The 13,423-nt window shown below is 41.3% G+C and carries 15 protein-coding genes and 1 tRNA gene; all 16 read left to right on the top strand.

Annotated features, from left to right (window positions below):
* Positions 1 to 93 precede the first annotated feature (93 nt).
* The 16 genes from queF to KH364_RS05380 all read left to right on the top strand — a co-directional run bounded on the left by queF (position 94) and on the right by KH364_RS05380 (position 13,408).
* Entirely contained in the window at positions 94 to 591 is a 498-nt protein-coding gene (gene queF, locus KH364_RS05305) for a preQ(1) synthase (RefSeq protein WP_004697960.1), read from the top strand.
* A 49-nt stretch (positions 592 to 640) separates the two neighbouring features.
* A complete protein-coding gene (locus tag KH364_RS05310) occupies positions 641 to 1,453 on the top strand; it encodes a hypothetical protein (protein WP_273298867.1) in 813 nt (270 codons plus the stop codon).
* Between the two features lie 213 nt (positions 1,454 to 1,666).
* Complete coding sequence (gene cysK / locus KH364_RS05315) at positions 1,667 to 2,581, top strand: cysteine synthase A (protein ID WP_273298868.1); 915 nt, start codon at positions 1,667 to 1,669, stop codon at positions 2,579 to 2,581.
* A 100-nt stretch (positions 2,582 to 2,681) separates the two neighbouring features.
* Positions 2,682 to 3,290, top strand: coding sequence for a serine O-acetyltransferase EpsC (gene epsC, locus KH364_RS05320; RefSeq protein WP_273298869.1), 609 nt, complete (start codon positions 2,682 to 2,684; stop codon positions 3,288 to 3,290).
* A gap of 167 nt (positions 3,291 to 3,457) precedes the next feature.
* Positions 3,458 to 3,548, top strand: a tRNA-Ser gene (locus KH364_RS05325).
* A 202-nt stretch (positions 3,549 to 3,750) separates the two neighbouring features.
* Positions 3,751 to 4,500, top strand: coding sequence for a hypothetical protein (locus KH364_RS05330; RefSeq protein ID WP_273298870.1), 750 nt, complete (start codon positions 3,751 to 3,753; stop codon positions 4,498 to 4,500).
* Positions 4,501 to 4,520: 20 nt separating this feature from the next.
* The gene (locus tag KH364_RS05335; RefSeq protein ID WP_273298872.1) at positions 4,521 to 4,655 is read left to right on the top strand and encodes a hypothetical protein; all 135 of its coding nucleotides are present in this window, start codon (positions 4,521 to 4,523) and stop codon (positions 4,653 to 4,655) included.
* 169 nt (positions 4,656 to 4,824) lie between these two features.
* The gene (locus KH364_RS05340) at positions 4,825 to 5,427 is read left to right on the top strand and encodes a hypothetical protein (RefSeq protein ID WP_273298873.1); all 603 of its coding nucleotides are present in this window, start codon (positions 4,825 to 4,827) and stop codon (positions 5,425 to 5,427) included.
* The gene (locus KH364_RS05345) at positions 5,405 to 6,151 is read left to right on the top strand and encodes a YaaA family protein (RefSeq protein ID WP_273298874.1); all 747 of its coding nucleotides are present in this window, start codon (positions 5,405 to 5,407) and stop codon (positions 6,149 to 6,151) included. Before KH364_RS05340 ends, KH364_RS05345 begins: the two co-directional genes overlap by 23 nt.
* Complete coding sequence (hydE, locus tag KH364_RS05350) at positions 6,138 to 7,274, top strand: [FeFe] hydrogenase H-cluster radical SAM maturase HydE (protein ID WP_273298875.1); 1,137 nt, start codon at positions 6,138 to 6,140, stop codon at positions 7,272 to 7,274. Before KH364_RS05345 ends, hydE begins: the two co-directional genes overlap by 14 nt.
* A gap of 113 nt (positions 7,275 to 7,387) precedes the next feature.
* Complete coding sequence (gene fusA, locus KH364_RS05355; protein ID WP_273298876.1) at positions 7,388 to 9,454, top strand: elongation factor G; 2,067 nt, start codon at positions 7,388 to 7,390, stop codon at positions 9,452 to 9,454.
* Positions 9,455 to 9,729: 275 nt separating this feature from the next.
* The gene (locus KH364_RS05360; protein WP_273298877.1) at positions 9,730 to 10,206 is read left to right on the top strand and encodes a YhcH/YjgK/YiaL family protein; all 477 of its coding nucleotides are present in this window, start codon (positions 9,730 to 9,732) and stop codon (positions 10,204 to 10,206) included.
* 1 nt (position 10,207) lies between these two features.
* Positions 10,208 to 11,101 (top strand): DMT family transporter, encoded by an 894-nt coding sequence (locus KH364_RS05365; protein ID WP_273298878.1) that lies wholly within the window; start codon positions 10,208 to 10,210, stop codon positions 11,099 to 11,101.
* A gap of 148 nt (positions 11,102 to 11,249) precedes the next feature.
* Positions 11,250 to 11,432 (top strand): hypothetical protein, encoded by a 183-nt coding sequence (locus KH364_RS05370; RefSeq protein ID WP_265138341.1) that lies wholly within the window; start codon positions 11,250 to 11,252, stop codon positions 11,430 to 11,432.
* Positions 11,433 to 11,434: 2 nt separating this feature from the next.
* A complete protein-coding gene (locus tag KH364_RS05375) occupies positions 11,435 to 11,920 on the top strand; it encodes a DMT family transporter (RefSeq protein ID WP_273298880.1) in 486 nt (161 codons plus the stop codon).
* Between the two features lie 192 nt (positions 11,921 to 12,112).
* Positions 12,113 to 13,408: an amidohydrolase gene (locus KH364_RS05380; protein WP_009352028.1), complete on the top strand. Its 1,296-nt coding sequence runs from the start codon at positions 12,113 to 12,115 to the stop codon at positions 13,406 to 13,408.
* The last annotated feature ends 15 nt before the right edge of the window (positions 13,409 to 13,423 follow it).

Here is a 13,423-nt window from a genome sequence, read left to right on the forward strand (position 1 = left end):
TGTGTATTCTTTTATATGCTATAATTAAGTGTTACATGAATTATTTAATATATCTTAATATAGAGTTATAGCGTTTATAGAAAGAGGTTCCTTATGGCATCCGGCAGATCTGAAAAAGAGTTACAAGGGGTAACAATGTTAGGTCACAAGACCGATTACCCTACTGACTATGCACCACAGGTGTTAGAGGCGTTTGATAACAAGCATCCTGATAACGATTACTTCGTTAAGTTTAACTGTCCTGAGTTCACTAGCTTATGCCCTATGACAGGTCAACCAGATTTTGCGACAATCTACATTTCTTATGTACCAGATAAGAAAATGGTAGAGTCCAAGTCTTTAAAATTATACCTATTTAGTTTCCGCAATCACGGGGACTTTCACGAGGACTGCATCAACATCATCATGAAAGACCTTGTGAAGTTGATGGATCCTAAGTACATCGAGGTATGGGGCAAGTTTACGCCGCGTGGTGGTTTGTCCATCGATCCATACGCAAACTACGGCAAGCCTGGTACAGAGTGGGAAAAGACTGCAAAAGAGCGCCTTCATTTCCACGACATGCAGCCTGAGCGCGTAGCATACCGTTAATATGGCATACGAATATTTAACAATGGTCACATCGTTTATAACGTTTTTTATGATTGGTGTGACCTTGTCTATACACCCTGCGTCGATTATGGTAGGGACGAATACCTATATAGAATCACAAAGTAAATGGACTCGTTGGAACGGCTATATTATCTTTGTGTTGCTCCTATTTGTTATGGACCTGTTCCTAACAAATGCTATATATCTAGCCTTTTACGATATATACGGCAATCTTAAGAACATAGGCCATCTCGGTGTTGATTTTATGGATGTTTTCTTTAGTGAAAGTTTCCAAGTCGTTGTAGCTGTCTTGTTTTTACTTGTCGTATTCCAAGTTTTGGGGATCGTCGATGTAGCCCATGGTGAAAGAAATCTATCCTTTTACTATAGCCAAGTAGAGGCGGGCAAGGAGCCGCCATCTTGGATGGAGCGATACATGGAAAGCGAGAAGGGTTCGCTAGGGGCAAGTATAATAGGACTCCTATACATGCTGTGGATGACCAAGCGGAGTATGTGGACATATATTGTCTGCGTTGTGTGGTTCAAGGTACTTGCTATGCTAGTGAATGTACTAGTTTCACCCGTTATCAACCGCATTATGCACACCAATAATGAACTAGCGACACATGTGATTCTTGATCCTTATATTATTTCCTATGTACTGGCGGGCTTCTTATGGGGCCATGTAGCGTTACATCATGACTTGAGTAAAGCATATAGATTGGCAAAGAACATCGTTATACCCTTAGCTCCTCGTCTAAGTGTACTGGTGGGGGCCGTTCTCTTTATTGGATTATCTTTAGCCATCATATTCGTTCCTATCACGTGGGATGTGGTGGTGGACGTGCTTACAAGTAAATAGATGAACCTTGTTATTTCCTGTGTTTTTTGGGTTTTAAAAGTTATTCTCATTCTCTTGACAATGAATTGATTCAGGTGTTAGAGTATGGTTGTATTAATCAGAATACATAAACGTTTATACCTAGTGTATAGTGAGTAACAAGGTGAAATACATATCGTCCTTGGGATATTCCTGAGGGCGATTTTTATCATCTGTCGCTAGAGGGAGGATCAGATGAGCATAGTAACAAATCAAACAACTGAACTGATTGGTAAAACTCCGGTATATCAATTACCAAATACCAATATTTATGTAAAACTTGAAAAATATAATGTAGGTGGCTCTGTGAAAGACCGTGCCGTTCTTGGCATGTTACAAGACGCCAAGGAGAAAGGCCGTATCCATGAGGATAGCATCATCGTAGAGGCTACAAGTGGCAATACAGGTATTGCTCTTGCCATGGTGGGCGCTATCTTACATATTAAAACTGTAATTATTATGCCTGAAAGCATGAGTAAAGAACGTCGTGAACTTATTAAGGCGTACGGTGCACAGCTCATCTTAACACCAAAAGAAACGGGCATGAAGGGTGCTCTTGAACGAGCAAATGAAATCTTAGAGAAATATCCTAATGCGTTTACCTTGGGCCAATTTGTAAATCCTGCGAATCCAGATATGCATTACCGTACTACGGGCGCTGAAATCGCAGAGCAAGTGCCAAATGTAGATGTATTTGTGGCAGGTATCGGTACAGGTGGTACTTTCACAGGTGTTACCAGACGATTGAAAGAGCATAATCCGAATCTGAAAGCTATCGCAGTGGAACCAACAGGATCTCCGGCCATTACAGAAGGCAAGGGTGGTCCTCACAAAATTCAAGGTATTGGTGCTGGTTTCATTCCTGAAAACTTCGACCAAAGCTTGATGGACGGCGTACAAACTGTGAGCGATGAAGAAGCCTTTAGCGAAGTACAAACCTTTATGCGTGAAAGCGGTGTTTCTATTGGACTTTCAGCGGGGGCAGCCATCGTAGCGGCTAAGCGCATTGCTCGCGAAACGCCAAATGCGAATATCGTCGTTATTGCACCAGATGGGGTGGAAAAATACTTATCCCTATTGGATTTCGCTAATAATGAATACGTAAAGTAACGGATTTCGGATAGATAAAATGTATTATGTATAGGAATACAGACCACATATGTTGTATACTATATGTTATATGAGTAGAGTTATTTGAGATGGAGTCACTATGATGCAAGGTTTACGCGAATTATGGGGCAAAATTCAATATAATATTAAACGCGTAATGGATTCTGACCCAGCCGCAACAAGCGTGTGGATGGTCATTTGGACGTATCCGCATATTACGGCCTTATTCTGGCATTTCTTTGCGCACCGCCTTTATAAGGCGGGATGGCCAACCTTGGCGCGTCGTGTGGCATTACATTCTCGTCACGTAACGGGCATTGAAATTCACCCAGGTGCAACGATCGGCCGTGGCTTATTTATTGACCATGGTATGGGCGTTGTTATTGGTGAAACTGCCATCGTAGGTGATAATGTAACACTATTCCATCAAGTAACGTTAGGCGGCATGTCTTCTAAACAGGAAAAACGCCATCCAACCATTGAAGATGAAGTACTTATCGGTACAGGCACGAAAATCTTAGGTGATATTACTATCGGTGCGCGCACAAAAATCGGTTGTAACCTTGTTATTAAACATGATATCCCGAAAGACATGGTTATCTTTGAAACGGATCCGGAAAATATGTATGTCCGTAAACCTCGTCGTACTAATACCGGTAAGACTGAGGAAAAGAAAATTCCCGATGACTACATAGAATACTATATTTAATATAGGACAATATACATACTATAAAAGAATATATAATATAGACTGATATGAACCTCTAATTACTAAATGAACTAGTAGTTAGAGGTTTTTGATTTCATCGAATCCATGTTGAAATAATACGATTGACAATGCCTTATTGGGTATGATATGATTACCCAGTAAAGCATGGAGGATTACTCAAGAGGCTGAAGAGGACGGTTTGCTAAATCGTTAGGGCGGGTTACCGTCGCTAGGGTTCGAATCCCTAATCCTCCGCCATGTAAAGACCTTACATCAACCGATGTAAGGTCTTTTTGTTTCCTATGGTTTAGTTTTTATAGGCTCTGTTATTGCAAGGATTCAAGTGAATCTCGGGCCTAATAGTTATTGTATTACACAGGTGTGTAAGGTTATAGAGTTGACGTATGATAAGGGGACTCATATAATAGATTGTATAAAATGTAATTTTAAGGAGACTCTTATGAATACAAAATATACACGTCAAATGAATGGTATCCGTCGCGCATTAGGCATTGGCGCATTGTGCTTGGTGGCCTCTGTTGGGGTTGCTCATGCTGAAAGTATTGAAATTCCAAGTGCCCGTCCTATGGTTGATGGTATCGGTGCTGATGTAGAGACAGTTAGTAGCTCCAGCAAAGTACAACATCATGTAAGTGCAGATATGGTAACGCCAAACGATTGGACATATACGGCACTACAAACGCTTATCAAACATGGTGCTGTTACTGATACACATGGCTTTGCTTTTGATGGTACAAGCTATACAAAAGATGAGCTCATGCCGCTTATCGATGAGGTAGTAACAAAACGGGAGCAAATGAACGAAAATGACCGTCAATTTGCATTGCGTATTTACCGAGAAAATATGCGTGATGTAATGGATTATCGCATTGCACGCGATAAGAAAATCACCGAAGAGCGTCGTCAAAAATTAGACGCAAAACGGGCTGAAAAGGCTAAGAAGTCTGGTAAGACATATCAGGTGTCTCAAGATCAGCAAGAGGCTCTTGATAAGGCTAATGATGAAGTAGCAAAACCAGAAGAGCGTGCTTTAACAGATGAGCAAATCAAAGAAAAAATGAAGAAATTCAAAATAGATGATTCTCGCGTTAAGGTAAATAACGAGGTACGCATTCGTTACGCTGGTTCTAAAGATAAGAAGTCTAAAACAGATGCTCGTATGCTAACGGAGATGACCTTTACTCTATAACCCTTATGTAAGGAGTTATAATGATTGACTTTTTAAAGAAACAGTTGTTTACGGTCCATCAAAACGGTAAGCAACAGGTAAGCGAGGCCTTTAAGTTTATAGGGCCTGGCATTATCGTAACGGTTATGAACATTTACCTTTTGATCGTGGGCTAAAAGAATAAAAAGACCGCTTCGGCGGTCTTTTTCTCTTTACGTATCTATTATGTAAAAAGCGTATCTTTGAATACCCAAGAGGGGTATAAAATATGGTACAATTAAGAATAGTGTAATATCTGTTGGGATTGTTCCTAGCAGTGTGATATATGGAAATTAGGAGGACCTAATGGCAAACGAAGTTAAATTACAAGATGCAATGCAATCTGATTTTACTGCTGTCGTAAGCGACATTGCAGAGGAATTATTGGCGCGCCTTAATATTGACGAGGACGGTTCTATTATCGACATGTTCCAAACTGGTTCATTTGATCCTTGGCAATTATTCGTGTTCTTCGGCGCTTTAGAAAAAGCCCTCGTTGAGTATAGAACTGATAAACGGAAGAAAACAGTTATCGTTCATGCACAACCTGAGGCGCTTCTCGGTATTGGCCGTGTAGTAACACCTGTATCTACTATGCTTGAGCATGTGTTGATGTCTCGCTTGAATGACATGAGCGAAGGCCGATTGGAAACAGGTATGCTTACTGTGTCTGCTGAAAGTATCGATTACGAAGGTGTAAACCTTAAAGGTCGCCATGTTGTTATCGTATGTGACCTTGTAGACGAAGATTCTGATTACCTCAAAGAATGTATTAGATTATGTAAAGAATTGAAAGCTAGCCACGTTGTGGCGGTGCCTCTCATGTTGTGGAACCCAGAATTGATCGACAACTTAACAGAGGAAACTATCAAGGCGGAATTATCTCATGAAAATCGTCCTCTCTCCTAGTAAGACAAAAACAATTACCGATGCTCCGAAGAATGATGGGGCAGTCAATCATGTAGTTCGAGACGGCCAATTTCAGCCGCATATCACGCAAGAGATTGTAAAACATATGCAATCCCTCGATGTAACGGCCCTTGGCAAGGCTTTAAAGCTAAAGGATGACAAGGCCCAAGCTCTCTTTGATTTCTACCAAGATTTTGAGTCGCAACCAGTAGGTCTTGCTTGTGAAAGCTACGATGGTATTGCTTTCAAATATTTAGACTGGCAGAACTTGTCTGATGAGGCCAAGGCCTTTGGTAAAAGCCATCTCGTTGTGATGTCTGCGTTGTACGGCGTCGTAGAGCCTACGATGGGCGTGCGCGATTATCGGCTTGATATGGTTGATAAGGTAGGCATTAACCTATACGACATATGGCGGGAAACGGTGGATGCATACTTTCACAAGGAAGATTGGATCCTAAACCTGGCATCTAAAGAATATGCCAAAATGGTAAACCATCCAAAGGTAGTGACCGTTGAATTTTGGGAGTTACGAGGCGATGCATTTAAACAGATGAGTACGTCCTCAAAAATGAGTCGCGGTGTGATGGCTCACGAATGTTTATCAGCACAAGTGAAACATGTGTGTGATTTACCGCGCGAAGTGAATGGGTTTATCTGTGTTACTGACATAGATTCCATTACTATACCAAGCGAATCGATGACGGTTCGTTATGAAAGGAAGTGATTGTTTGCAAGTGCAAGACATTCTCGGAAAAGACCTTGTCGGCGATGAATGGCTGACCGAGGAAGAATTGCGATTTCTCATGTCTGTAACTGATGAAGACGAGTTGCAGTTAATATATAAAAAGGCTTACGAAGTGAAGGCGAAATATGTACAGCCTGTAGCGTATTATCGGGGCCTTATCGAGTTCTCGAACCGATGCATTAAGAATTGTAATTACTGCGGTATCCGTCGTGAAAATGACAAGACGGAACGCTTTGATATGAATCGTGAAGACATCATCAAGATGGCTCAGTGGGCGTATGACCATGAATATGGTTCTATTACACTCCAATCTGGTGAACGCTGTGATGATGCCTTCGTTGATTATGTGGTAGATCTTATTCGCGATATTAAGGCCATCGGCGATGGTTCCCTAGGCATTACGATGTGTGTAGGGGAACAAAGCGAAGAGGCGTACCGCCGCATGCGTGAAGCCGGCGCTAGTCGTTATTTATTGCGCATTGAAACAACAAATAAAGAGCTATATCATAAAATTCATCCTCAAGATGAACTACACTCCTTTGAAACGCGCGTTGAATGTTTACGTAGCTTGCGCCGCGTAGGTTTTCAAGTGGGTACGGGCGTCATGATTGGTTTGCCTGGTCAAACTGAAGAAGACCTCGTAAATGATATCTTGTTCTATCGCGATATGGATATCGATATGATCGGTATGGGTCCGTATGTGGTACATCATGATACGCCGCTAGGCCAAGAGGCATTGGCGATGGGCATCGATGACGAAGCTGGTAAATTACGCCGCATTCAATTGGGCCTTAAGATGATTGCGTTGACACGTTTATTCTTGAAAGACGTAAACATTGCTGCTACAACAGCATTACAAGCGTTGGATAAACTGGGCCGAGAAAAAGGCCTTGCTGCCGGTGCTAATATCTTGATGCCTATCATTACCATTCCGGAACACCGTGCAAAATACTTGCTGTACGATAATAAACCTTGCGTAGATGATAATGCAGACAAATGTAAAGACTGCTTAACACGTCGCGTAATGTCCATCGGCGATACCGTAGGTTGGAAGCAAAATGGAGACTCCAAACACTACGGCAAGCGGACGGGGAAATTTTAGTTTTATATAGTCCTCTTTTTTCGATAAATTTTTTCGGAAAAAGAGGACTTTTCTATTGAAGTGTCGAAATGTATTAGCAAAAGCCGTAATTTGCCAATAAGGAGGCGATTCCGATGAAAGAGTACAGTAGTGATAAAATTAGAAACGTTGCTGTTGTTTCTCACGATGGTGCAGGTAAAACAGCTCTTGTTGAATCCTTGTTGTTAACCTCTGGTGCGGTTGATTTCGTAGGTAAAGGCCAAGATAATAAACATATTATGGACTTTGAACCGGAAGAAATTAAACGTAATGTAACTATCCAGTTGGGCATGGCTCCATGTGAATGGCATGACCATAAGGTTAACTTCGTAGACACTCCAGGTTATAATGAATTCCATGGCGAAGTTCGTGCTGCTTTGCGTGCGTGTGATGGTATGTTAATGGTACTATCCGCCACATCTGGTGTAGAAACTGACACAGTTCGCGCATGGGATTATGCCGTTGAGTTACAAATGCCACGGATGGCATTTATCAATAAAATGGATGTTGATGGTGCTGACTTCTTCGGTACTATTGAAAGAATGCGGGAATTATTTGGCAAAGGCATCATGCCATTGCAGATTCCTATCGGTGAAGGCGCCAACTTTGAAGGCGTCGTAGACGTAGCAAAAATGACTGCGTTTACTTATAAGGACGGCCAACCAACTGAAATCGCTGTACCAGCTCACCTTATCGAAAAGGCTCAAGAAATTCGGGAAATGACCGTAGAAGCCGCGGCTGAAGGTAGCGATGAATTGTTGGAAAAATATTTAGAAGGCGAAGAATTATCCTTAGAGGAAATTCGCCAAGGCTTGCGTGAAGGTATGATTAGTGGCCGTGTGTGCCCAATCATGTGTGGTAGTGCCACATCTCGTATTGGCTTAGATCAAGTATTGGATCGTATGATCCGTTACATGCCAGATGCAACTAAAAAGGTTATGACCGCAACTGATGCAGAAACTGGCGAACAACGGGCAATACATGTAGATAAACCATTAACTGCATTCGTATTCAAAACGTTGTTAGACCCATTCGCAGGCAAACAAAGCTTTGTACGTATCTTCTCTGGTGAACTCAAAGAAGGCGACCGCCTCTTTGATGTAAATCAAGGCGTAGAAGAAAAATGGGGCAAGATGGTTACCCTTATCGGGAAGCAACAAATCCCTGTATCCTCTGCTAAAGCTGGCGATATCGTAGTGATACCGAAATTGGCTAATGCTAAGACTGGGGATACATTAACTGCTCCTGACTTTAAAGTAACATACGATGCTATCCGTTTCCCTCAACCTCTATATACAGTGGCTATGGAGCCAGTGAAAAAAGGTGAGGAGGAAAAATTAGCTAGTGCTGTTCTTAAGGTAGCAGAAGAAGATCCTACTTGCGTAGTAGTGAAAAATGCTGAGGCCCGCCAATTACAAGTCGATTGTATGGGCGAGGTACATCTCGAGCATATTCTCAATAAAATGGACCGCAAATACGGCGTACAAGCTAAACTTGTGACTCCATACATTCCATACCGCGAAACTATCAAAGGCTCCGCTGAAACCGAGTCTAAATATAAAAAACAAAGTGGCGGTCATGGTCAATATGGTCACGTTAAGATTCAAGTGGACCCATTATACGATGGAAGCGAATTTGCATTCGTAGACAAAATCTTTGGTGGTGCTGTACCTAAACAATACATACCAGCAGTGGAAAAGGGTGCCAAAGAAACCCTAGATAAAGGCTTAATTGCGGGATATCCTATGATTGGCGTGCAAGTGACACTCTTGGATGGATCTTACCATAGTGTAGACTCCTCAGAGTTAGCATTTAAAGTAGCTACGTCACAGGCTATCAAGGATGTAATTCCTAAGGCGAAACCAGTCCTATTAGAACCAATCTATGAAGTTAACGTGTTTGCACCAGATGCTTTCATGGGCGATATCATGGGTGATTTAAATAGCCGTCGAGGTCGTGTATTAGGCATGGAACAAAGTGAAAGAACAGGTATTTCTGTTGTTAAAGCTCAAGTACCATTGGCTGAAATGGCCGATTATGTGACTGCATTGCGCTCTATCACTCAAGGACAAGGCGTATTTAACCGTCAGTTCCATACTTATGAAGAGGTTCCACATAAGCAAGCGGAAGAAATTATCGCTGCTCATAAACCTCAAGAATAATGTAAGACCATGTCCACGTACTGTATGTAATACGGTTAGAATCACTACAACTGAATAAACAATTGCATATTGTAACAACTTCATATGTAAAATTTCATAGCATAACAATTGACGAAAGTCATAAATCTGAATAGTATTTTACACTGGCCCTCCATATATGTAGCGTATGGAGGGCTTTTACTAGTCCTTTGTGTATATATGTGCTAACATAGAGGGTAAATATAATTACAACCGTGTGCTTACTATATAAAATAGATAGTGTGAAAGGATCGTATATGTTTTTCTCTAGTATTACTGCAGATTACACAAAAATGGGATATCCTAAAGCCATCGTACGGGCTTTGGATTTCTTGAAAAATACAGATTTGAAAGCATTGCCTGGTGGTCGTCATGCCATTGAAGGGGACATGATGTACGCCAATGTAGACGATGTAGAAACAAAATTGTTTGAAACTACAAAACCTGAGTCTCATCGCAACTATGTAGATATTCAATTCATGGTAGATGGGGAAGAAAATATGGGCTTTTTCGTAGATAAAGGCCTCGTAAAGCCTGTGGAGTCTTATCCAGATCGTGATTGCTATTTCTACCCAAACGAAGCTGTCGATGAAGGCAAAATCCACTGTCCAGAAGGGTACTATACAGTATTCTTCCCATCCGATATCCATCGCCCGCTACTTGCTGTAAACGATAAGCCTATTAAAATCCGTAAGGTCGTTGTGAAGGTTCACGTATCCCTGCTCGGTGAGTAGTATGAAGCGATATGAAATTATAGGTGTTTTACTAACCCTATTAGGAGCTGTTTTATGGGGCGTATCAGGTGCTTCAGTACAGTTCTTAAGCAACTATAGGGATATGAACTTGGAATGGCTAGTCACCATGCGATTAATTACAGCGGGATTATTGACTGTTATCTATGCATGGTTTAAATATGGTAATTCTATGTTCCATGTCTTTCGTAGTTTAAAAGATACAGCAGGCCTTATCGTTTTTGGCGTATTTGGCATGGCTTTATGCCAATATACATACTTTAAATCTATTGCCTTAGCTGGAGCTGGTATTGCAACGGTACTACAATACTTGGCGCCGTCTATAATTATTATTTATTTGCTAGCTCGTTATGGTAAACGTCCGTCTAAAGGCGAGATTATTTCCGTTATACTTGCATTAGTAGGCACCATATGCCTAATGGGGAACGACGGCTTATCTATTGAAAGCTTCCCGCTCACAGTGCTTGTATGGGGGCTACTATCTGCTGTAGGTGTCGCTGTATATAGTCTTTCTCCTGTGGATTTACTATATAAATATGGAACCTTGCCGATTGTAGGCTTCGGTATGCTCCTTAGTGGTATTGTTGCTGCCATATTGTTCCATCAACCTAATTCGTATGCGATGTGGGATGTATGGACCGTTATTGGTTGTTTCAATGTTGTCTTTCTTGGGACCATCGTATCTTTTAATGCTTACTTGGAAGGTGTTAAACGAATAGGTGCGGTGCCAGGCTCCATCTTGTCATCTATAGAACCGATTTCGGCGGCTTTCTTTGGATGGGCTTTTTTAGACAACCAATTTAGTCTATTAGGGCTAATTGGCATGGCCATGATCATTGTCACTGTTATTATTATTGCTTTAGAAAAACGTAAATAATCTATAGGTGATTGATTTAGGTTAGCCTAAATTGATTTAAACATATCTATAATTTAATGTTAGAGGTTTCATCTCTGCGTATTGCAGAGGTTGGGGCCTCTTTGCTATTATGATACATATTGTGAAAGTATTCGTCATGGAGGGACGTATGGAGGAAAAACAATGGAAGGGCATGGGCCTTGCCATTATGGGAGCTCTGTTTTGGGGGCTTTCAGGCACATCTGTACAATTTCTTGAAAATGCAAAGTTAAAAAGCCATCTATACCAGAGCTATTTTGTATTTTGCTTGCTATGGTTGGTACCGTTTGTATTGTCATGCAAGAGGGCTTAGATATGTCGTCCTTCAATGAAGAAGCCTTGTTTTGGGGACTCGTATCGGCGGCTAGCATTTGTATTTATACATTACAGCCCATTGAGCTTTTAAAAACATATGGCACTACGTCTGTAGTTGGTTTTGCCATGTTTATCTGCGGTATCTTATCTGTTGCTATGTTCCAACAAGTTGAGTCTGAAGCTATTTGGGACGGTATGACGTGGCTAGGGTTATTTGCCATCATCATACTTGGTACAGTAGTATCCTTTAATGCCTATATGGAAGGGGTAAAACTCATTGGGGCCGTACAAGGTTCTATACTTTCATCCTTAGAACCAATATCCGCAGCCTTATTTGGGTGGGCACTTCTCGGGAATGAATTCACCCTCATCGGTATCTTTGGCATGATATGTATTATTGCTACTGTGTTTATCATTGCTTGGGATCGGCAACGACAAATTAAACGAGAAGTACTAAAAAAATTAAATAAAGAGGAAATTGTGTGATCTGCGTATGTATGCTTTTTTATTTCTAAAAACCTCAATATAAGTTATAATATATACAAGAATAATTATTGATGTATATAGAAATTTATAATGCTGTGTATATCATCTTATTGGTTGACTATTTAATTAGCTATTTGTGTAGCTCTTCATATAGTTGAAGTATAGGTATCTATTGTATTTTAGGAGGTAAGTATGTCTGTAAAAGATTTCGTACAAAAACGCCGTGAAGCATTAATTGAATTGCGCCGTGATTTTCATAAGTATCCTGAAACTGCTTGGTTAGAATATCGTTCTGCTGCGAAGATCGCGGCAACGCTCATTTCCTTGGGCTATGATGTAGCGTTAGGCGAAGAAGTTCTTGATTTGGATTCTCGTATGGGCTTGCCTAGTAAGGATGTTATGAGTGCTGCTATGGCTCGTGCCATCGATGAAGGTGCTAATCCAGAGCTAGTAGAAAAATTGGGCTTTGGTAAAACAGCGATTGTAGCAACTATGAAGTTCAGTGATGAAGGTCCTGTAGTGGCATTCCGTGTAGATATGGACTCTAATGATGTTATCGAATCTAAAGAGGCTGGACATGCACCTGTTAAGGGTGGCTATCGCTCTTGTCATGATAAAGCGATGCATGCTTGTGGTCATGATGCACATATGGCAATGGGTCTTGGTCTTGCCGAATATGTAGCAGAGCATAAAGATCAATTCAAAGGTACTCTTAAATTAATCTTCCAACCAGCAGAGGAAGGCGTGCGCGGTGCTAAGGCAATGGTTAACGCCGGCGTAGTAGATGATGTAGACTACATGTTCGGTTTGCACATTGGATTCAATGAAAATTATGCAAATTGCTTTGCTTGTAGTAACCACGGCTTCTTGGCTACTACTAAACTAGATGCGGTGTTCCACGGTTATGCTGCTCATGCTGGTAGCTCTCCAGAGAAAGCGAAAAATGCAATGCTTGCAGGTTGTACGGCGGTGCTTAATTTACAAGCCATTGCTCGCCACGGTAAAGGTGCTTCTCGTATGAACGTTGGCATTTTTGAAAGTGGTACTGGTCGTAATGTAACACCAGATACAGCAGTTCTTAAATTAGAAACTCGTGGGGCTACTACAGAAATCAATGATTACGTAATCGGCCGTGCAGAAACGATTATCAAAGCTGCTGCAGAAATGCACGACTGCTCCTATGAAATTACAAAACAAGGTGAAACTCCATCTTGTCGTATGAGCGATGAATTGGCTCCTGAAATCCAATCTATTATTAAGCCTCTTGGTATCTTTAGAGACGTTCCATTAGATTATAGTGGCGGCGGTAGTGAAGACTGTGCATACTTCTTGAATCGCGTAATTAGCCGCGGTGGCATGGGTACATATATGTTAGTAGGCTCCGCTATCAAAGCTCCACATCACAACCCGCTCTTTGATATCGATGAAGAAGATATGCTTAACGGTGTTATTGCATTAGGAACTATTGCAGCTCACTATTTGAAATAATATAGATTGTGAGGT

It is taken from the genome of Veillonella sp. oral taxon 158, assembly GCF_018376515.1.
In the GTDB taxonomy this organism is placed as follows: domain Bacteria; phylum Bacillota; class Negativicutes; order Veillonellales; family Veillonellaceae; genus Veillonella; species Veillonella rogosae.